The sequence below is a fragment of the Actinopolyspora mortivallis genome (genome assembly GCF_003001495.1).
Lineage (GTDB): Bacteria > Actinomycetota > Actinomycetes > Mycobacteriales > Pseudonocardiaceae > Actinopolyspora > Actinopolyspora mortivallis_A.
Map to the genome: position 1 here is coordinate 13,510 of NZ_PVSR01000030.1, position 20,050 is coordinate 33,559.

At 69.4% G+C, this 20,050-nt stretch carries 14 protein-coding genes; 10 read left to right on the forward strand and 4 right to left on the reverse strand.

Features of this window, described 5'->3' with window-relative positions; all coding sequences use genetic code 11:
- Nucleotides 1-25 precede the first annotated feature (25 nt).
- The gene (gene asnB / locus CEP50_RS14910) at nucleotides 26-1,861 is read right to left on the reverse strand and encodes an asparagine synthase (glutamine-hydrolyzing) (RefSeq protein ID WP_106114564.1); all 1,836 of its coding nucleotides are present in this window, start codon (nucleotides 1,859-1,861) and stop codon (nucleotides 26-28) included.
- A gap of 243 nt (nucleotides 1,862-2,104) precedes the next feature.
- Here asnB and CEP50_RS14915 point away from each other — a divergent pair, with 243 nt between their 5' ends.
- Nucleotides 2,105-2,860, forward strand: a complete 756-nt coding sequence (locus tag CEP50_RS14915; protein WP_219905494.1) for a nucleoside/nucleotide kinase family protein — start codon at nucleotides 2,105-2,107, stop codon at nucleotides 2,858-2,860.
- Nucleotides 2,861-2,877: 17 nt separating this feature from the next.
- Here CEP50_RS14915 and CEP50_RS14920 read toward each other — a convergent pair whose 3' ends face one another.
- Nucleotides 2,878-3,426, reverse strand: a complete 549-nt coding sequence (locus CEP50_RS14920) for a hypothetical protein (RefSeq protein ID WP_106114565.1) — start codon at nucleotides 3,424-3,426, stop codon at nucleotides 2,878-2,880.
- Nucleotides 3,427-3,686: 260 nt separating this feature from the next.
- Here CEP50_RS14920 and CEP50_RS14925 point away from each other — a divergent pair, with 260 nt between their 5' ends.
- Both CEP50_RS14925 and smc read left to right on the forward strand, forming a co-directional pair.
- Nucleotides 3,687-3,977, forward strand: a complete 291-nt coding sequence (locus tag CEP50_RS14925; protein WP_106114590.1) for an acylphosphatase — start codon at nucleotides 3,687-3,689, stop codon at nucleotides 3,975-3,977.
- A 110-nt stretch (nucleotides 3,978-4,087) separates the two neighbouring features.
- On the forward strand, nucleotides 4,088-7,741 hold the full coding sequence (gene smc, locus CEP50_RS14930) for a chromosome segregation protein SMC (RefSeq protein ID WP_106114566.1): 3,654 nt from the start codon (nucleotides 4,088-4,090) through the stop codon (nucleotides 7,739-7,741).
- A 16-nt stretch (nucleotides 7,742-7,757) separates the two neighbouring features.
- On the opposite strand, the gene CEP50_RS14935 is transcribed toward smc, so the two are convergent.
- Both CEP50_RS14935 and CEP50_RS14940 read right to left on the reverse strand, forming a co-directional pair.
- A complete protein-coding gene (locus tag CEP50_RS14935; RefSeq protein ID WP_106114567.1) occupies nucleotides 7,758-9,287 on the reverse strand; it encodes a sodium:solute symporter in 1,530 nt (509 codons plus the stop codon).
- 33 nt (nucleotides 9,288-9,320) lie between these two features.
- Nucleotides 9,321-10,526, reverse strand: coding sequence for an anhydro-N-acetylmuramic acid kinase (locus CEP50_RS14940; protein ID WP_106114591.1), 1,206 nt, complete (start codon nucleotides 10,524-10,526; stop codon nucleotides 9,321-9,323).
- Between the two features lie 115 nt (nucleotides 10,527-10,641).
- Here CEP50_RS14940 and ftsY point away from each other — a divergent pair, with 115 nt between their 5' ends.
- The 7 genes from ftsY (at nucleotide 10,642) to CEP50_RS14975 (ending at nucleotide 19,940) form a co-directional block, all read left to right on the forward strand.
- Nucleotides 10,642-12,177, forward strand: coding sequence for a signal recognition particle-docking protein FtsY (ftsY, locus tag CEP50_RS14945; RefSeq protein WP_106114568.1), 1,536 nt, complete (start codon nucleotides 10,642-10,644; stop codon nucleotides 12,175-12,177).
- A gap of 300 nt (nucleotides 12,178-12,477) precedes the next feature.
- Nucleotides 12,478-13,818 (forward strand): ammonium transporter, encoded by a 1,341-nt coding sequence (locus CEP50_RS14950; protein WP_106114569.1) that lies wholly within the window; start codon nucleotides 12,478-12,480, stop codon nucleotides 13,816-13,818.
- The gene (locus CEP50_RS14955; protein ID WP_106114570.1) at nucleotides 13,815-14,153 is read left to right on the forward strand and encodes a P-II family nitrogen regulator; all 339 of its coding nucleotides are present in this window, start codon (nucleotides 13,815-13,817) and stop codon (nucleotides 14,151-14,153) included. The genes CEP50_RS14950 and CEP50_RS14955 overlap by 4 nt, the downstream gene beginning before the upstream one ends.
- Nucleotides 14,154-14,577: 424 nt before the next feature.
- Nucleotides 14,578-15,156, forward strand: coding sequence for an AAA family ATPase (locus CEP50_RS14960; RefSeq protein ID WP_106114571.1), 579 nt, complete (start codon nucleotides 14,578-14,580; stop codon nucleotides 15,154-15,156).
- A gap of 294 nt (nucleotides 15,157-15,450) precedes the next feature.
- Entirely contained in the window at nucleotides 15,451-17,181 is a 1,731-nt protein-coding gene (locus CEP50_RS14965) for a DEAD/DEAH box helicase (protein ID WP_106114572.1), read from the forward strand.
- A gap of 149 nt (nucleotides 17,182-17,330) precedes the next feature.
- Nucleotides 17,331-18,857 (forward strand): signal recognition particle protein, encoded by a 1,527-nt coding sequence (gene ffh, locus CEP50_RS14970; protein ID WP_106114573.1) that lies wholly within the window; start codon nucleotides 17,331-17,333, stop codon nucleotides 18,855-18,857.
- 9 nt (nucleotides 18,858-18,866) lie between these two features.
- Complete coding sequence (locus CEP50_RS14975) at nucleotides 18,867-19,940, forward strand: metal-dependent hydrolase family protein (RefSeq protein WP_106114574.1); 1,074 nt, start codon at nucleotides 18,867-18,869, stop codon at nucleotides 19,938-19,940.
- Nucleotides 19,941-20,050: the final 110 nt, after the last annotated feature.

Consider the following 20,050-nt stretch of genomic DNA (forward strand, 5'->3'; position numbering starts at 1 on the left):
GCCGAGGGCGCCGTGTCGCCGCCCGTCAGACCCTGATCGTCGGACTGTGCTGTTGGAGCCACACGGAGACGTCCAACAGACGCTCCAACGCGTCGCGCGTGGTGGGCTCCACGGCTTCGGCGGGGGAGTCCGTGGCGTCACGAAGCAGTTTCTCGTTGAGGAGTTCCACGGCCGGGTCCTGGGCGGAGAGCAGCTCGCGGGCCTGGCGTTGCAGCTCGGCCGTGTACTCGGGGTCCTGGGTGGAGGGGTAGGGACTTTTGACCCTCTCGACCACCGAGCGGGGCAGGATGTCGGAGGTGGCCCGCCGCAGCAGGCTCTTCTCCCTGCCGTCGTGGGTCTTCAGGGCCCACGGCGCGTTGAAGACGTACTCCACCAGCCGGTGGTCGCAGAACGGTACGCGCACTTCCAGTCCCACGGCCATGCTCATGCGGTCCTTGCGGTCCAGCAGGACGCGGACGAAGCGGGTCAGGTGCAGGTAGCTGATCTCGCGCATCCTGCGTTCGAAGGCGCTCTCCCCCTCCAGCCGGGGCAGCTCGTCCACCGCCTTCCGGTACTCGGCCTCGACGTAGCCTGGCAGGTCGAGGTCCCGCGCCAACGCGGGGTCGAGCAGGGTGGAGCCCGCCGCGTGCTGGGTGTCGAGTGTCGCCATCCACGGGAAGGTGTCCGCCTCGCGGGCCCGCTGGTCGAAGAACCACTTGTAGCCGCCGAAGATCTCGTCGGCGGACTCGCCGGACAGGGCGACCGTGGAGTGCTGCCGGATGGACCTGAACAGCAGGTACAGCGAGTTGTCCAGGTCGCCGAGTCCCACCGGCATGTCCCGGGCTCCGACCGCGGCACGGCGCACGGCGGGGTCCGCGAGGGTCTGCGGGTTCAGCACGATGTCCTGGTGCAGGGAGTTCACGTGTTCGGCGACGTCGTGCACGTAGGGACCGTCGGGGGTTTCCCGCAGCGAGTCGGCGACGAAGTTCTCGGTCTGTCCCAGGAAGTCCACGGCGAAACTGCGGACCTGCTGTCCGGACGGTTCGAGCTGCCGGGCGGCCAGCGCTGTGATCGCGCTGGAGTCGAGCCCTCCGGACAGCAGAACGCAGCGTGGCACGTCGGAGATCAGCTGGCGCGCGACGATGTCGTCGAGCAGTTCACGTACGTGTGCGCTGGTCCGGTGCGCGTCCGCGGTGTGCTCGGCGACTTCGAGCCGCCAGTAGGTGTGCCGGTGGATGCCCGCCCTGTTGACGGTCAGCATGGTTCCGGGCTCCACCTCCGCCATTCCCGACCAGACCGCGTGGCCCGGTTTCTTGGTCATGGCGAAGATCTCGCGCAGCCCGTCGGCGTCGACGACCCGTTCGGCCACGGGGTTGGCCAGAACGGCCTTGGGTTCGGAACCGAAGAGCACGCCGTGTTCGGTGGGGTAGTAGTAGAGGGGTTTGATGCCCATCCTGTCCCGAACGAGGAGGAGTTCGTCCTTCCGGGCGTCCCAGACGGCGAAGGCGTACATTCCGTTGAGTCGTTCGGCCAGTGCGGCCCCCCATTCGAGGTAGCCGCACAACACGACCTCGGTGTCGCTGTCCGTATCGAAGCGGTGACCGCGGGCGCGTAGCTCCTGGCGGAGTGCGGTGAAGTTGTAGGTCTCGCCACTGTAGACCAGGCAGACGTCCCCGTCAGGGGTGTGCCTGGTCATGGGCTGGTTCCCTCCCGGAAGGTCGATGATGGCCAGCCTGCGGTGTCCCAGCGCGGCGGTGCCGTGGAAGCTCGTGCCCGCCGCGTCGGGGCCGCGACAGGCCATGGTGTCGCACATCGCCTCCAGCTCGGTTCTCCGTTCCTCCAGGTTTCCGCGGAAGTCGACCCAGCCACAGATGCCACACACGGTGTCCTCCTGTTCACCGGAAACATTTCATTAGCTAAGTTAATAAGTTTGTCACGGCGCGGAAACCTGATTCCGGGTGAGGTCGATCACCACACGGTCCGAGGAGGACGGACACTCCGCACGTTCGGCAGGGGCCCCGACCAGCTCGGTGGACCGCCCTCCGGGACGAGGGCGGTCCGAACCGGAAGGACCTCCCAGAGGACTCCGACGGAGATTCCGGGTGAGTGGGTCACCGGAGTGGTTATGCTGAGCCGCACGAGGCGGTCGTCCGTGGACCGCCCCGGCGGGTCCGACGGAGCGCACGGAACGGGGGATGCCGTGGCGGAACGAGCGGAACGTGCGGATGTGCAGGGCCGCTCCGAGCCGGCCGTACACCGTGGAGGAGTGGAGGACCTGGCCCGGCGGGCCTCGGAGCTGGTCGCCGACGGGCGACGTCGTCTTCTCGGCATCGCCGGTCTCCCGGCCTCGGGGAAGGGCAGGATCGCCGAGCAGCTGCTCGCCCGGCTGGAGGATCGCGCCGTTCTCGTGCCGATGGACGGGTTCCATCTGGCGGGAGCCGAACTGCGCAGGTTGGGCAGACAGCACCGCAAGGGCGCTCCGGACACCTTCGACGCGGCCGGATACGTGGCACTGCTGCGCAGGTTGCGGGCCGCCGAGGACGAGGTGGTCTACGCCCCCGAGTTCCGTCGCGAGGTCGAGGAGTCCTACGCGGGGGCCATCGCCGTTCCCCGTGAGGTTCCCCTGGTGATCACCGAGGGCAACTACCTGTTGCTCGGCCAGGGAGTCTGGGGGCACGTGCGTGGCCTGCTGGACGAGTGCTGGTTCCTCGAACCCGACGACCGGCAGCGGGTGAACCGGTTGATCGGTCGGCACATGCGCTACGGCATGTCCCGGCGGCAGGCCACCGAGTGGGTGTACCGCAGTGACGAGCGCAACGCGGAGCTGGTGGCCACCACCAGGAACGCGGCCGATCTGGTGATCCCGGGCGACCCGACGTAGCCGGTCGTGCCCGGCGGTCAGCTCGTGGTGCTCTGCGAGGAGTAGTCGGAGGGAAGCGGCTTGGAGCCGGACGACGAGGGAGGCTCGGAGGACGAGGGGGGATCGGTGGTCGTTTCCGGCGGGGTGGTCGTCGAGCTGCTCTGCTCGGGTTCCTCCGTCTCGGTGGGGGAGGTCTCACCGGGCTCGGGGTCGGGCCTCTCCTCGTGCGGGGACTCCTCTTCTCCGCCCTCTCCGCCCGTGTCCTCGGAGCCGTCCCGGTGGTCGGTACGGGAGAGACCGGGAGCGGCGCTCTCGTCCGTCGCCGGAGCCGATCCGGAGGGCTGACCACCTTCGGAGGTCCGGGAGGTGGTGACGGTGGTGTCCGGGGAGGCGAGTCCCGCAGGGGTCCGTTCGGAACCGGGGGTGGAGGTGACCACGGTGTCGGGAAGAGCCGTTTCCTCCCGGGACTCGCCGTTCAGCGCCATCGCCGCCACGGTGGCGAAACCGGTCGAGATGATCAGACCGAATCCGGCGAGCACGGCCAGTCTTCTCGGGCCGGCGTCCGGGTCGTCGTGGAGAGGTTCCATGGGTCACCCACTCGTGTTCGCGAATCGGCGCGCGGTACCCGCCGTGCGGTCCCGCGTTCCGCGGGTGCGGAACCGACGCGGTGAGTCCTCCGCGTGGTCGCCCGCTTCGGCATTACGGTAGCGACCGGCACCCGGACGGTGGGGTGGGGGTTGGGCGGTTCGGAGGAGTGCCACGTGTCTCCTTCGTACCCGTGTCCTCGCCGGTGAGGAGGAGCCCCCGTGGGAGCGGGAACGGGACGGGACAAGGTGTGGAGGTGAACATGTCCGAATCGACGAACACCGAGCTCACACGCCTGACGGCGTGGGTTCGTGGCCGAGTGCAGGGGGTGGGTTTCCGTTGGTGGACCCGTGCCAGGGCGCTGGAACTGGGACTGGCCGGCAGTGCCACCAACCTGCGTGACGGCCGGGTCGAGGTGGTGGCGGAAGGCCCCGGGGCGTCCTGCGAACGATTGTTGGAAATCCTACGTTCGGGTGATACGCCCGGATCGGTGGAGCATGTCGCCGAGCAGTGGTCCCAGCCGCGCGGAGTCACCGGGTTCGTCGAGAGGTGATTTCGACCCCTCCCCTGCGGAGCGGTGACGCCCCCTCGGGCGAGTAAGCTCCCCCGAACGGTTCAGTAGCCGTGTGTAGTCGATGCCTCGTGGAAGGTCGTTGAGGGCCGGTGCATCTGAAGAGCCTGACGCTGAAGGGATTCAAGTCCTTCGTGTCGACCACGACCCTGCGGTTCGAACCGGGGATCACCTGTGTGGTCGGGCCGAACGGCTCGGGCAAGTCCAACGTGTTGGACGCGCTGACCTGGGTCATGGGGGAGCAGGGAGCCAAGGCGTTGCGGGGCGGCAAGATGGAGGACGTCATCTTCGCCGGGACCTCGGGGAGGGCCCCGCTGGGGCGCGCGGAGGTGAACCTGACCATCGACAACGCCGACGGTGCGTTGCCGATCGAGTACACCGAGGTGTCCATCACCCGACGCATGTTCCGGGACGGAGCCAGCGAGTACGAACTCAACGGCAACGCCTGCAGACTGCGTGATCTGCAGGAGCTGTTGTCGGACTCCGGCATCGGACGTGAGATGCACGTCATCGTCGGGCAGGGGCAGCTCTCCGGCATCCTCCAGGCCAAGCCCGAGGAGCACCGCAGGCTCATCGAGGAGGCCGCGGGGGTGCTCAAGCATCGCAAGCGCAAGGAGAAGGCCCTGCGCAAGCTCGACGCGATGCAGGCCAACCTGACCAGGCTCACCGATCTGACCGGTGAGCTGCGCAAACAGTTGAAACCGTTGGGCAAGCAGGCGGAGGTCGCCCGCAGGGCCCAGACGATCCAGGCGGAGCTGCGGGACGCGCGGCTGCGGCTGCTGGCCGACGACCTGGTCACGGCACGTTCCGAGCTCGCCAAGGAGGAGGCCAACGAGCAGGCCGCCCGGAACAAGCGTGCCGAGGCCGAGAAGGAGTTGCAGCAGGCCCAGGACCAGGAACGGACACTGCGGGAACACGTCGACGCCGACGCCCCGAGGCTGAACCGGCTCCAGGACACCTGGTACCGCCTGTCCGCCCTGCAGGAACGGCTCAACGGCACGCTCCGCCTCGCGGAGGAACGACACAAGCACCTCAGTGCCGAACAGGAACCCGACCAGGGCGGTGAGGACCCGGAGAGACTCGAAGCCGAGGCCGAGGAGGTCGCCGAGCGCGAGGAGACCGCCAACGAGGAGGTCGAACGCGTCCGCCAGGATCTCTCCGAGGTGGTCGAGCTGCGTTCCGGGCTGGAGAGTTCCCTCCAGCGGGCCGAACGCGAACACATGGAGGCCGTCCGTGCGATAGCCGACCGCAGGGAGGGTGCCGCCCGGCTCTCCGGTCAGGTGGAGTCCATGCGCAGCAAGGTGGCCGCCACCGACGAGGAACTCGAAAGGCTTTCCGCCTCGGTCGACGAGGCCGAGCAGCGCGCGCGCACCGCCTGGCAGGCCTACGAGGAGGCCGTCGCCGAGGAGGACGGCCCGGACGGGACCTCCGAGGCGGAGGCCCAGCAGCGCTACGAGACCGCCGTCAGCGCCAGGGACGCGGCGCAGGAGCGGGTGAACGAGCTGCTGGCCGAGGAACGGACCGTCGAACGCGACATCGCTTCCTGGCAGGCCAGGGTGGAGGCGCTGTCCCTCGGTCTGTCCCCCGGGGACGGTGCCGGGGCGCTGCTCGAGGCCGGTGAACGGGTGCCCGGTCTGCTCGGTTCGGTGTCGACGTTGTTGTCCGTCGAGCCCGGTTTCGAGGTCGCTCTGGCCACGGCCCTGGGCACGGTGGCCGAGGCGGTGGCGCTGCGCGGGGTCGCGGACGCGGCCTCGGCCCTGCGGCTGTTGCGGGAGGAGCAGGCCGGTACCAGCGGGATGCTGCTGTGCTCGACCGCCGTTTCCGAGCGCACCGGCTGGCCGGATCCCGGTCCGGAGGCCCGGTGGGCCGTGGACCTGGTCGAGGCCCCCGAGGAACTGCGTCCGGCGTTGCTGAACCTGCTGGACCGGGTCGCCGTGGTCGACGGGTTGGAACACGCCGAGGCTCTGGTGGAGCGGCATCCCGAGGTGCGTGCGGTCACCAGGCAGGGGGATCTGCTCGGCAGTGACTGGTCGTTCGGTGGTGCGGGAGAACGGGCCGGGGGAGGTCTGCTCGAAACCCAGGCGGCCGTGGAGGAGGCCAACTCCGAACTGGAGACGGCCCGCGGCAGGCTCGAACGTTGCCGGGCCACCCTGGAGGGAGCCCGCTCCGAACTCGGGGAACGTGAGGAGGAGGTGCGCCTGGCCCAGGAGCAGCTGGGCGAGATCCGGGTGCGGCACGCGCGCAGCTCCGAGCGGCTCTCCGGCCTCAAGGAGACCGCGGGCTCGGCCGACGCCGAGGTCCAGCGGCTTCGGAGCCAGCGTGAGAAGGTGGAGCGCTCCCGTCAGGAGTCGGTGGACAAACTCGCCGAACTGCGGGAACGGCTGGAAGTCGTCGAGGCTGAGCAACACGAACAACAGGAACCCGACACCACCGAACGCGACCGGATCAGTGCGGAACTCGACGAGGCGCGTCAGCGGGAGATGGACGCGCGGCTCGCGGTGCGCAGTGCCGAGGAGCGGGCTCGGGCGTTGCAGGGCAAGGCCGAGCAACTGCGTCGTTCGGCGCGTCAGGAGCGGGAACGGCGCCAGCGGGCACAGCGGGCCCGCCGGGCCAGGGCCGCGGGTGCTCACGTGGCGGAGATGGTGATCTCGAACTGCCGGACGGCCCTGCACCGGATCTCCGAGTCCCTGAGTTCGGCGGGGGCGCACCGGGACGAGGTGCAGGCTCGCCACTCCGAGAACCAACGTCAGCTGGAGACGGTCCGCAACCGGGTACGTGAGCTTTCGGGCGAGCTGGAGAAGCTCACCGACGCCATGCACCGGGACGAGGTCGCCCGGGCCGAACAGCGACTGCGGATCGAGCAACTGGAGACCAAGATCGTCGAGGAGCACGGTGTGGCGCTCGACGAGCTGGTCGAGGAGTACGGGCCGGACGTGCCCGTTCCCCCGAGCCCGGCGGAGACCGCCGAGTACGAGGCCGCGAAGGAACGCGGCGAGGACGTCTCCCCTCCGCCGGCGCTGCCGTACGACCGGGCCACCCAGCAGCGTCGCGCGGAACGGGCGGAGAAGGACCTGGCCGCGCTGGGCAAGGTCAATCCTCTGGCCCTGGAGGAGTACGCGGCCCTGGAGGAGCGGTACAAGTACCTCTCGGGACAGCTGGAGGACCTCAAGGCCACCCGCAAGGACCTGCTCGACGTGGTCAAGGAGGTCGACGAGAAGATCCTGGAGGTGTTCTCCTCGGCCTTCCACGACGTCGCCGCGGAGTTCGAGAAGGTCTTCTCGGTGCTGTTCCCGGGAGGTTCGGGCAAGCTGGTGCTCACCGATCCGGACGACATGCTCAGCACCGGTGTGGAGGTGGAGGCCAGACCTCCCGGCAAGAAGGTGAAACGCCTCTCCCTGCTGTCCGGTGGGGAGAAGTCGTTGACCGCCGTGGCGATGCTGGTGGCCATATTCCGCGCGCGCCCCTCGCCGTTCTACGTGCTCGACGAGGTCGAGGCCGCTCTGGACGACACCAACCTGCGCAGGCTCATCGGGTTGCTGGACGAGCTCCGTCGCACCTCACAGCTGATCATCATCACCCACCAGAAACCGACGATGGAGATCGCCGACGCCCTGTACGGGGTGAGCATGCGCGGTGACGGTGTCACCACGGTGATCTCCCAGCGCCTGGGGAACACACGGGACCGGGAGCCGGGGACGGACCAGGCCGAGTCCACACCCGGTCAGGAGGCGTCCGCGCCGACGTGACGCCGTCTCGGCGGGTTCAGGGGCGCTCGGGGGGTCGGTCGGGTACGCGTTCGGAAGCGGTCTTCCCCCCGACTGTGCCGACGCGGTGGCGCAGGGAGAGCAGCCCGCCCACCAGGAGAGTGATCACCACCCCGATCGGGGTGTACCAGGGAAAGGCCAGGGGAGCGTGACCGCCCTGGCCGTCGGGGAAGGTCACGCCCCCGGCCAGCCAGAGCACTCCCAGCAGGGTGGTCACGAAGGCTGCGAGCGCGTCACCGTGCCGAGCTCCTCGGACGAGCAGCCCCAGCAGGAAGGCGCCCAGCAACGCCCCGTAGGTGTAGGAGGCGATGCCCAGACCCACCTCCACGACGGGGTTGTCGGTGGTGGTGAACACCGAGGCGAACCCCACGAACACCAGGGCCCACCCGAGCGTGGCCGTCCGGGCCAGCCGCAACAGCGTCCACTCGTCCGGGACCCGTCGGGTGAGCCGTTGGTAGAGGTCGCTGATGGTGGAGGTGGACAGGGAGTTCAGCGAGGAGGAGAGCGTGCTCATCGCCGCCGCGAGGATGCCCGCCAGCAGCAGCCCGGTCAGTCCCGGGGGCAGTTCGGTGACCACGAACCGGGGAAAAAGCTCGTCGCTGCTGGCCATCCCCATCGCCTCCGGATCGGCTCCGGAGAAGAACGCCCACAGCATCACCCCGACGAACAGGAACAACGCGAACTGTGCCGTCACGACCAGACCACTGACGATCACGGCACGTCTGCTGTCGGCCAGGGTGCGGCAGGCGAGCAGCCGCTGCACCATCAACTGGTCGGCCCCGTGGGAGGCCATGGCGAAGAAGGCGCCCCCCACCAGCGCGGTGACCACGGAGTACTGGTTGGTGAGCACGGCCGTTCCGACGTCGAACAGCTGGAACTTGCCCGCTTCCACGGCCCTGTCGAACCAGCCGGAGGGGAGCTTTCCGAGCAGGATCAGCCCGGCGACCGCGGAGCCGCCGACGTAGACGCTCATCTGCACCACGTCGACCCACACCACCGCCCGGATACCGCCGAAGTAGGTGTAGACGACGGTCAGCGTCGCCAGGGCCAGGATGATCTGCCAGTACGTCACGGACAGCCCGAAGGAGCCGAGCATCACCTTCACCGGGATCGCGGTGGCGAACAGACGGAGCCCGTCGGCGAGCAGCCTGGTCACCAGGAACGTCACCGAGGCGGTTCCCTGGAGTCCACCTCCGAAGCGTTCCCCGAGGAAGGCGTAGGCACTGACCAGGTTCCCCGTGTAGTAGCGCGGAAGCAGGACCAGGGCGACCACGGTGCGACCGACGAGGTAGCCGAGCGCGAGCTGTAGGTAGGTGAACGAGCCCAGGTAGGCCACGGTGGGCACGCTGATCACGGTCAGCGTGGAGGTCTCGGTGGCCACGACGGAGAGGCAGACCGCCCACCAGGGCAGGTTCCGCCCGCCGAGGAAGTAGTCCCGTGTGCCGCGTTGCCTGCCCGCGAGCAGGATCCCCAGCGCGGGTGTCGCGATCAGGTAGGTTCCCATGATCGCCAGGTCGACGACTCGCATGGCGGCTCCCGGTCGGTGGTGGGGCGGGGGTGCTCAACCGAGCACCCGAAGGGTGCGCACCGGCGTCCGGTGCGGGGGAGGCAGCCGAACAGGGGCCCGACCCGGTGTGATGCTGCCCAGTACTCTCGGTCCGGCCGCTCCCGTGGCGCTCGGCACGTTGCCCGCGATCCCGTGCAGGGTGAGGAATCCCAGCAGCGTGGTCAGATAGGCCTCCTTGGCCGCGCGGGGAACTCCGTGCTCGTCGCTCGTGGACAGTTCGATGCCCCGGTTGCCCAGTTCCCGGCGCAGTTCCCCGTACAGCACCGGGTTGGCCACACCCCCTCCTGAGGCCACCACGAAGTCAGCCGAGCACGCCGAGCACTCCTCGGCCACGGTCAGCGCGGTGAGCCGTGTGACGGTGGCCACCAGGTCCGCCTCGTCCACGTGGGGAACTTCGGCGAGTCGTCGGCGGAGGTAGTCGTGGTCGAAGTGTTCCCTTCCGGTGGATTTCGGGGGGCGGCGGGCGTAGTAGTCGTCCTTCCACAGTTCCTCCAGCAGGTCGGTGCGCGTCCGTCCACGCGCGGCGATCTCACCCCCGTGGTCGCTGGTCCGTCCCGTCGGTCCGAGGGAGACGGCGGCGTCGATGAGTGCGTTTCCCGGTCCGGTGTCGTAGCCGAGCGTTCCGGCCTCGCCCAGCACGGTGATGTTGGCCATCCCACCGATGTTCAGTGCCGCGGCGGTCGCGGAGCGGGCTTCCGCCGAAGGACGGTCCCGGAGGAGTCCGCGCAACCAGAGGGTGTCGAAGACCGGGGCCAGCGGTGCTCCCTGGCCCCCGGCGGCCACGTCCCGCCCTCGCGGATCGGACACCACCGGCAGCCCGGTGCTCTCGGCGATCCAGGAGGGCTGTCCCAGTTGGAGGGTGCCCGTCGTCCGGCCGTGTTCCACCAGATGGTGGACGGTCTGTCCGAGCGAGGTGACCAGGTCGGCTCGGCCCGCCGCGAGTTCGTCGAGCCCGATCCGGGCTGCTCGGGCCAGTTCCCGCCCCGTCTCGGCGTCCAGTCGGCACCACCGCGCGCTCCAGCTCTCCTCCGGGGTCGGATTCCGCAGTTCCTCGCGCAGCCCCTCGGGATAGGGGAGTTCGAGGTGCCCCAGGGGGTGGAGTTCGATCTCGTCGGCGCGCATGGTCAGTTCCGCCGCAGCCACGTCCCACGCGTCCATGGAGGTGCCGGAGAGCAGACCGATGACGCGGCACTTTCCCATGATAGTGGTGTAGATCACTATCGGGTGAAAACGCAAGTACGACACGTGGGTTTTCGGTGAATTCCCCACCAGGGTCGCCTCGGGAAGGTCGCTCGGAGGGTGCGACGATGGGGCCGTGACCACCACGAATGTGATCCTGATCGTCGTTGCCGCACTGGTGGTGCTGGCGTTGCTCGTCGGCACGGGTTTCCTGTTGGCCCGGCGCAGACGGGTCAGTCTCTCCCGGGACGAGCAGCGGGACACCTCAGCCGGCCAGGGCGGTGGTTATCGCACGGGCGGCGGTGTCAGTCTCTCCAGCGGCGCGGACACCGCCGTGACCGAGCATCCCGTCGAGGAACGCACGGAGACGGAGGGACAGCCCGCCGTCGGCGACGACGCCGCCGTTCCCCGGGACAGCGAGCGCCGCGGCATCGTGGACGTTCCGCTGCCCACCACCTCCGAGGACGAGGCCGCCACCACGGACCGCGACGACAGCTCCGTGGAAGACGCCGGGACGGCCCCGGAAACACGGGAGGAACCCCGGCAGGAACCCGCTGTTCCGGAACAGCAGACCGCCGCGGAGGACTCCACCGGCCCGGCTCCCGAGATCCCGCGGGAGAGCACCGAGGCGGGGGCGGCGACCTCGGCCCCGGAACGTTCCGAAACCGGGTCCGCTCCGGAACGGGCCGTTCCCGAGGAGGAACCGGAGTCCGAGCGGGCCGGAACCGAACCGATCGAGCCCTCGGCCGGACGGCTGGAACGCCTGCGCGGCAGGCTCTCCCGCTCCCGCTCGATGCTCGGTCAGGGCGTACTGGGACTGCTCGGTGCCGGGGACCTGGACGAGGAGTCCTGGGAGGAGATCGAGGACACGCTGCTGATGGCCGACATCGGCGCGGCCACCTCCTCCGAGATCATCGAGCGCCTGCGCACCGAGATGGCCGCTCGCGCGGTGCGTGGCCCCGAGCAGGCCAGGGCTCTGCTGCGTGAGGTGCTGGTCGAGGCACTCGGTCCGGAACTGCCTCGTTCGGTGCGGGCACTGCCGCACGGTGATCCCTCCGACGGAGGCAAACCCGCCGTCGTGCTGGTAGTCGGGGTCAACGGGACCGGAAAGACGACCACCACCGGCAAACTCGCCAGGGTGCTGGTCGCCGACGGGCGTTCGGTGCTGCTCGGCGCGGCCGACACCTTCCGGGCGGCCGCCGTCGAACAGCTCGGCACCTGGGGAGAACGCGTCGGTGCCGAGGTGGTGCGGGGCAACGAGGGAGCGGACCCGGCCAGCGTGGCCTTCGAGGCCGTGCAACGCGGTGCCGACACGGGAGTGGACGCCATCCTCGTCGACACGGCGGGCCGGCTGCACACGAAAACCGGGTTGATGGACGAACTCGGCAAGGTCAAACGCGTGGTGGAGAAGCGTGCCCAGGTCGACGAGGTGCTGCTGGTCCTGGACGCCACCACGGGACAGAACGGGCTGGCCCAGGCGCGGGTCTTCGCCGACGTCGTCGACGTGACCGGGATCGTGCTCACCAAGCTGGACGGCACGGCCAAGGGGGGCATCGTCTTCCAGGTGCAGCGTGAACTCGGCGTTCCGGTCAAACTGGTCGGCCTGGGGGAGGGCGCCGACGACCTCGCCCCCTTCGAACCGCAGGCCTTCGTGGACGCCCTGCTGGAGTGACGCGGCGTCCGTGGGGTTTCCGTCGGGTCCGGTCCCTCCGGGCCGACAACCTCACCCGCCCCGGTGCCGTCCCCGCCACCCGGTGGCGCCCGGGGCCGACTGTCCGGGCGGAGTCCGTGCCCACCGGTGGCCCGCGCTCGCCCTCGCCGCGACGTAACACCGTGGTCATCCGGAGAACTCGTTCGTAACCCGTGTGCCCACGAACGTCATCGGCGGGACACAACGTCATTCCCGCCCGGAAACACCTCCCTCCGAGGATGCGGCCCCAGTCCGGAACGCAGGGTCGTACGGGAGGGCGATGTGAATTCGGGTGACACCGCTTGGGTGCTGGTGTGCGCGGCTCTGGTCATGCTCATGACCCCCGGCTTGGCGTTGTTCTACGGGGGGATGGTCCGCGCGCGCGGAGTGCTCAACATGTTGATGATGAGCCTGGCCAGTCTGGGGCTGGTGGGGGTGCTCTGGGTGCTCTACGGGTACTCCACCGCCTTCGGAACGGATGTCGCAGGGGTGGGGCTGCTCGGTTCGCCGACCGAGTTCTTCGGCATGTCTCGCCTGGTCGGGGCAGAGGCGCTCTCCGACACGATTCCCACCTTCGCCTTCGCCGCCTTCCAGGCGATGTTCGCGATACTGACCGTCGCCCTGATATCGGGGGCGGTCGCCGACCGGGCGCGTTTCGGTCCGTGGGTGCTCTTCGCCGGACTGTGGGCCACCCTGGTCTACTTCCCGGTGGCCCACTGGGTCTTCGCCTTCGACGAGACCAACGCCGCCGGGGAGGTCACCGCCGTGGGCGGCTGGATCGCCAACCGGGTGGCCGCGATCGACTTCGCGGGCGGTACCGCGGTACACATCAACGCGGGGGCCGCGGCCCTGGCGCTGGTGCTCGTGCTCGGTCCGCGCACCGGATGGCCGCGTGAGACCGGCAAGCCGCACAACCTGCCGCTGGTGGTGCTCGGTGCCGGACTGCTGTGGTTCGGCTGGTTCGGGTTCAACGCCGGATCCGCGTTGAGCGCGGGAGACACCGCCGCCGTGGTGTTCCTCAACACCCTGGTGGGAGCGAGCGCGGCCATGCTGGCGTGGTTGCTCGTGGAGCGGCTGCGGCACGGCAGACCGACCACGCTGGGAGCCGCTTCGGGCATCGTGGCGGGCCTGGTGGCGATCACCCCGGCCTGTTCCGCCGTGACTCCCCTGGGCGCCGTGGCGATCGGTCTCGTCGCGGGGGCCTGCTGCGCCCTGGCCGTGGAGCTCAAGTACCGGCTGCGCTACGACGACTCCCTGGACGTGGTCGGGGTGCACCTGGTCGGGGGGCTGATCGGAACTCTGTTGGTGGGCTTCTTCGCTTCGGAGAGTGCCCCGGAGGGAGTGGCCGGTCTGTTCTACGGCGGAGGAGTGGACCAGCTGTGGAGGCAGACCGTCGGCGCGGTCGCGGTGTTGGCCTACTCCCTGGTGCTGAGCTGGTTCCTGGCCTGGGTGCTGCAGCGCACCATCGGTTTTCGGATCGACTCGCGTGGTGAGCACGCCGGCATCGACGAGACCGAGCACGCCGAGACCGGATACCACTTCGCCGACGTCGGCAGCACTCTGCGCAGGCCCGCTACGGAGGAGCGCGGTTCGACCGACGCCCTGGAGGGGAGTTTCCGATGAAATTGCTCACGGCTGTCGTGCAACAGTCCCGCGTGGAGGAGGTCCGTGCGGCGCTGGTCTCCCTGGGTGTGCGGGGGATGACCATCGCCGAGGTCCGTGGCTGCGGAAGACAGCAGGGCCACACCGAGATCTACCGGGGTGCCGAGTACACGGTGGACGTGGTGGACAAGACCAGGATCGACGTCCTGATCGACGACACCGAGGTCGACGAGGTGGTTCGTGCGGTGGTTGCCGCCGCCCGCAGCGGAAACGTCGGCGACGGCAAGGTGTGGGTGACGCCGGTGGACTCGGTGGTACGGGTACGCACCGGTGAGACCGACGAACGGGCGGTCTGAGCGGACGCGACGGGAACCGACCGGAGAGGACGGGCGCCCCAGGGGCTCGTCCTCTCCGGTTTTTCGTGTTCCCGCCGCGTACCCGACGGGCGTGCGTGGTTTCGGGCACCGTGGGGTCCGCGTTCTGCGTAGCACTACGCAGGGTTGTTCGGGGGGTATCACGGTCTCGGGCGGCGCGGGAGTCCGGCCAGAATGCCGGTGTGACGCGTTGGGCAGAGCCGGTTGGGGGGAGTCCCCGCCCGTTCTGGGGGTCGGGCGGGGGCCGGGTCCGCCCACGTGTCCGGGCCCACACCGGACGGCCCGTGGAGGGGGCGGGCCGTCCGGTGGTCTCTCCCGCGATCTCTCCGGTGCCCTCGTGGGCCGGTTTCCGTAGGCTGGGGTGGCAGTGGAGACGCGGTGTCGATCAGGGCGGAACGGAACTCCCGTGGACGGCGGAGGGGACGTGGGGGCCGCCCCGGCCAGGAGGGTCGGGATTCGGCTGGCTCCGCGGGAGTTGTTGGTCGTGGCGGGGCTGCCGGGAGCGGGCAAGAGCACCGCCCTGCGTGCGCTGACCAGTTCCGTGCCGGTGACGGTGCTGGACTCCGAGGGGGTGTACCGCGTGCTGTCGGCCCGTTCCGGACTCCCCCACCGGGTGTTGAGGTGTGTCGTGCACCCGGTCCACTACGTGCGGACGGTGCTGTGCTGTGCCCGGGTACGGGGGCCCGTGGTGGTCCACGTTCCCGCGACGCGTGTGCTGGCACGGCTGGCCCTGCTGGGCCTGGCCGCGGCGACGGGACGGACCGCGACGCTGGTGTGGGTGGACGTTCCCCCGGGGCTCGCGTTGGCGGGGCAGCGGGCACGTGGTAGGATGATCAAGGCACGGTCTTTCGTACGCCATGTACGCCGTGCCCGTCGGACCCGACGGGTGATGCTGGCTCCGACCACCCCTGCTGGGTGGCGTGGAGTCCATGTGGTCACCCGTGCGGACATAGCCGAGGGGATCCACCTGATTCCGTTGGGGTGAGGTTGCTCCTTCTCGGCCGTACGGGTGCCGAGGCAGACGTGATCGCCCGTTATCCTGAATCAGTACGCACCGGGGACGGGCCGGTGCTGCCGGCTGAGATACATCGAGCTGCGAGTGACTGGCAACAGAGTGTGCGTTGCGGGTGTGCGCGGCCCGAGATGCGTATAGGCGCCGGTGCGGTGACTGTGCCGTCGTCACGTGGACCTGATTCGTGCGATCCGTCCGCGGATACCACTGCGGGTCCGTTCAGAGTGCTTCAGCCGCCCCGACCACACGAGGAGAACCCAGACTTACATGCCTACATTCGACGAGCTCGAACTCGATTCCCGCGTTCTCGCCACACTGACCGACCTCGGCTACGAGACTCCCTCCGCGATCCAGGCCGAGACCATTCCCTCCCTGCTGAATGGTCGGGACGTGACCGGACAGGCGCAGACCGGCACGGGCAAGACGGCCGCTTTCGCCCTGCCCATCCTGTCGCGGATCGACCTCGACAGGCGGCAGAAGCCCCAGGCGCTGGTGCTCACACCGACCCGTGAACTGGCCATCCAGGTGGCCGAGGCCTTCCGCGGCTACGCCGCTCGCCTCCCCGGCTTCCGGGTGCTGCCCATCTACGGGGGGCAGAGCTACGGCCCCCAGCTGAGCGGCCTCCGCGAAGGGGCCCACGTGGTGGTCGGGACCCCGGGAAGGATCATCGACCACCTGGACCGGGGGTCACTCGACCTTTCCGGGCTCAAGCAGCTCGTGCTGGACGAGGCCGACGAGATGCTGCGCATGGGATTCATCGAGGACGTCGAGCGGATCCTGCGTTCGGTGCCGGAACAGCGCCAGATCGCGCTGTTCTCGGCGACCATGCCGAACGCCGTGCGCAACATCAGCCAGTCCTACCTGAACGAGCCGGTCGAGGTCGCCGTGCGCAGTGCCACCACCACGGGGACGAACATCCGGCAGCGCTACTGGCCCGTCCGCGGGGTGCGCAAACTGGACGCGCTTTCCCGGCTGCTGGAGGTCGAACCGATCGACGCGGCCATCGTGTTCGCCAGGACCAAACAGCTGACCGAGGAACTCACCGAACAGCTGCGTCTGCGCGGGTTCAACGCCGCCGCCATCAACGGGGACATCGCCCAGGCCCAACGGGAACGCACCATCGAGCAGTTGCGCCGAGGACGCGTCGACATCCTGGTGGCCACGGACGTGGCGGCCCGGGGGCTGGACGTGGACCGGGTTTCCCACGTGCTCAACTACGACGCCCCGCACGACAGTGAGTCCTACGTCCACCGCATCGGGCGCACGGGTCGGGCCGGCCGCAGCGGTGAGGCCATCCTGTTCGTCACCTCGCGGGAACGGCAGTTGCTGCGGTCCATCGAGAAGGCGACCGGACAGTCCATCGCGCGCATGGAGCTGCCCTCGATAGAGGCGGTCAACGAACGGCGTCTCGAAAGGTTCCGTCGGCGGATCACGGAGACGTTGGAAAACGGCGACCTCGAGGTCTTCGAGAAGCTGGTGCGCGACTACGAGGAGGAGACCGGGGTTCCCGCCGCGCGGGTGGCCGCCGCGTTGGCGAGCATGGCACAGGGTGAGCAGCCGCTGCTGCTGCAACCCGAGCCCGAACCGGAGAGCAAGGCCGGTCGGCGGGGCGGCCAGGCCGGGAACGCGGACACGGCGATGTTCCGGGTCGAGGTGGGTCGCCGGAACCGGATCACCCCCAGTGCCCTGGTCGGCGCGCTGGCCAACGAAGGGGGACTGTCCAGCAAGCGCATCGGACACATCGACATCCGGGACGAGCACACGCTGGTGGAACTGCCCGCCGAGCTCTCGGAGGACCTGCTGCGCAAGCTGCGCAAGACCCAGGTCGCCGGGCGCGGACTGCGGATCAGCCGTGCCGAGGGCGAGACGCCGCGCCGCTCCGGGGGATGGTCCCGCAGGCCGGGGCGGGAGCGTTCGAGTTCCCGCCGGCGGGGCAGGACCGGCTCCACGGGAGGTCGTTCCGGGGCCGAGAAGCGCCCCACGGCCGACCGGGGATGAGCACCGCCCGCCGGGTGCCGGGAACCGCTCCGGCACCCGGCGGGATTTCGCGTCGGAGCGGTTCCCACGTACCGTCCGACGGCGAGCCTGTCCGCTGAACGGTTACCCTCGGCATAGGAACATCGACGACTCTGGGAGCCCGTGAACCCGTGTTCGACACTCTTTCCGACCGGCTCACCTCGGTTCTGAAGAACCTGCGCGGCAAGGGGCGGTTGTCCGAGGCGGACATCGACGCCACCGCGCGCGAGATCCGTGTCGCGCTGCTGGAAGCCGATGTGGCGCTGCCCGTGGTGCGCAGTTTCATCTCGGGGGTCAAGGAACGTGCCAAGGGAGCAGAGGTCTCCCAGGCGTTGAATCCGGCCCAGCAGGTCATCAAGATCGTCAACGAGGAACTCGTCGGCATCCTCGGCGGGGAGAAACGCGATCTCGCGCTGGCCAAGAACCCGCCGACCGTGATCCTGCTGGCGGGGTTGCAGGGTTCGGGCAAGACCACGCTCGCGGGGAAACTGGCCAAATGGCTTTCCGGACAGGGACACACCCCGCTGCTGGTCGCCTGCGACCTCCAGCGTCCCAACGCGGTCACCCAGCTCCAGGTGGTCGGGGAACGTGCCGGTGTTTCCGTGTTCGCCCCGGAACCGGGCAACGGGGTCGGCGACCCCGTCGACGTGGCGCGTCGGGGAGTGGCCGAGGCCCAGCGTGCCCAGCACGACACGGTGATCGTGGACACGGCTGGGCGTCTGGGTGTCGACGAGGAGATGATGCGGCAGGCCTCGGACATCCGGGACGCCGTCGACCCGCACGAGACCCTCTTCGTCGTCGACGCCATGATCGGTCAGGACGCGGTGAGCACCGCCGAGGCCTTCCGGGACGGGGTCGGTTTCACCGGCGTGGTGCTCACCAAGCTCGACGGCGACGCGCGGGGTGGTGCAGCCCTGTCCGTGCGCCAGGTCACGGGCCAGCCGATCATGTTCGCCTCAAACGGGGAGAAGATCGAGGACTTCGACGTGTTCCATCCGGACCGGATGGCCAGTCGGATCCTCGGCATGGGCGATGTGCTCACCCTGATCGAGCAGGCGGAGCAGGCTTTCGACGCCGACCGGGCCGAGCAGGCCGCGGAAAAGCTGGGCACGGGGGAGCTCACCCTGGAGGACTTCCTGGAGCAGATGCAGGCGGTCCGCCGGATGGGACCACTGCAGAACCTGGTGGGGATGCTTCCCGGCGGCAACCAGATGAAGGACCAGCTCGCCAACTTCGACGAGAGCTACCTCGATCGGGTCCAGGCCATCATCCGTGGCATGACCCCGGAGGAGCGAGCCAATCCGAAGATCATCAACGCCTCGCGCAGACAGCGCATCGCCAACGGATCGGGCGTGCGCGTCAGCGACATCAACGACCTGGTCAACCGGTTCTTCGAGGCTCGCAAGATGATGCAGCAGATGGCGGGCCAGTTCGGTGGCGGTGGCGGCGGCAGCCGCAAGAACAAGAAGAGCAAGAAGGGAAAGAAGGGCAAGAACAAGGCGCCCACACCGAAGGCGGCGCGGGGCGGAATGCCCGCCGGCTTCCCCGGTATGCCCGGGGGACAACAGGGCCAGTCCCCGCAACTGCCCGGTGGGTTGAACCAGCTTCCTCCCGGCTTCGACCCCTCCAAACTCGATTTCGGCAAGAAGAAGAAGTAGGACACGGCCTTGACCGCTCTCCACCTGCGCGGTGTGTTGCTTCCCGAGGACCGGACGCGGGATCTGTGGGTGCGGGACGGGACGATCAGCACCTCACCCGTGCCGGGAGCCGTCACCGTCTTCGACGGGGGGTACATCCTCCCCGGGCCGGTGGACTCCCACTGCCACGTCGGTGTGGGCCCGCAGGGGTCCGTGGAGCTCTCCGAGGCCGTGGCACAGGCGGAGACGGACCGGGACGCGGGGACGTTGCTGGTGCGCGACTGTGGATCTCCCGTGGACACCCGACCGCTGCAACTGCGTGAGGACCTGCCCCGGATAGTCCGGGCAGGGCGTCACCTGGCCCGTCCCAAGCGCTACATCCCGGGACTGGCGGAACAGCTCGACGATCCCGAGGAACTGCCCGAGGCCGTCGCGCGGCAGGCCGAGTACGGCGACGGGTGGGTGAAGCTGGTCGGTGACTGGATCGACCGCTCCGTGGGGGACCTGGCTCCGCTGTGGCCGGACGAGGTTCTCGAACGTGCGGTGGCGGCGGCGCACGAGCGCGGGGCGCGGGTCACCGCCCACGTGTTCGGGCCGGACGCGTTGCCCGGCCTGCTCGGGGCGGGGATCGACTGCATCGAACACGGCACGGGACTCGACGACGCGATGATCGACCTGATGGCCCGGCGGGGCGTGGCGCTGGTTCCCACGTTGATCAACGTCGAGAACTTCCCCTCCTTCGCCGCCGCCGCGACCAAGTACCCCACCTACGCGGCGCACATGACCAAGCTGTACCGCTCGGCGCGGGACACGATCGGCAGGGCCGTCGAGGCGGGGGTTCCGGTGTACGCCGGCACGGACGCCGGGGGCGGTATCGCGCACGGCAGGCTGGTGGACGAGGTTCTCGCGCTGCACGGGGTGGGGATGTCCTCGGAGCGGGCCCTGGCCGCCGCCACGTGGTCGGCCCGGCGGTGGCTGGGGTTCTCCGGTGTGGAGGAGGGTGCCGCCGCCGATCTGGTGGGTTACGACTCCGACCCCCGCGAGAACCTGGAAGTGCTGCGCACACCGAAACGGATCGTGCTGCGCGGGCGCGTGGTGGGATGATCCGCCTGCCACGTGGAGGTGACCGGGGTAACCGCTTCGGGTGGGTGGATCGGGTGCTCGCTTCGCGGGACCACCGTTAGTCTGGCACTTCCCGGCGGCACCCGAGTGAC

What these genes read in the sequence shown, in the direction of transcription:
- CEP50_RS14915 (WP_219905494.1), top strand. Translation starts at nt 2,105, where the DNA reads ATGCTGAGCCGCACGAGGCGGTCGTCCGTGGACCGCCCCGGCGGGTCC.
- CEP50_RS14920 (WP_106114565.1), bottom strand. Translation starts at nt 3,426, where the DNA reads ATGGAACCTCTCCACGACGACCCGGACGCCGGCCCGAGAAGACTGGCC.
- CEP50_RS14925 (WP_106114590.1), top strand. Translation starts at nt 3,687, where the DNA reads ATGTCCGAATCGACGAACACCGAGCTCACACGCCTGACGGCGTGGGTT.
- CEP50_RS14935 (WP_106114567.1), bottom strand. Translation starts at nt 9,287, where the DNA reads ATGCGAGTCGTCGACCTGGCGATCATGGGAACCTACCTGATCGCGACA.
- CEP50_RS14940 (WP_106114591.1), bottom strand. Translation starts at nt 10,526, where the DNA reads ATGGGAAAGTGCCGCGTCATCGGTCTGCTCTCCGGCACCTCCATGGAC.
- CEP50_RS14955 (WP_106114570.1), top strand. Translation starts at nt 13,815, where the DNA reads ATGAAATTGCTCACGGCTGTCGTGCAACAGTCCCGCGTGGAGGAGGTC.
- CEP50_RS14965 (WP_106114572.1), top strand. Translation starts at nt 15,451, where the DNA reads ATGCCTACATTCGACGAGCTCGAACTCGATTCCCGCGTTCTCGCCACA.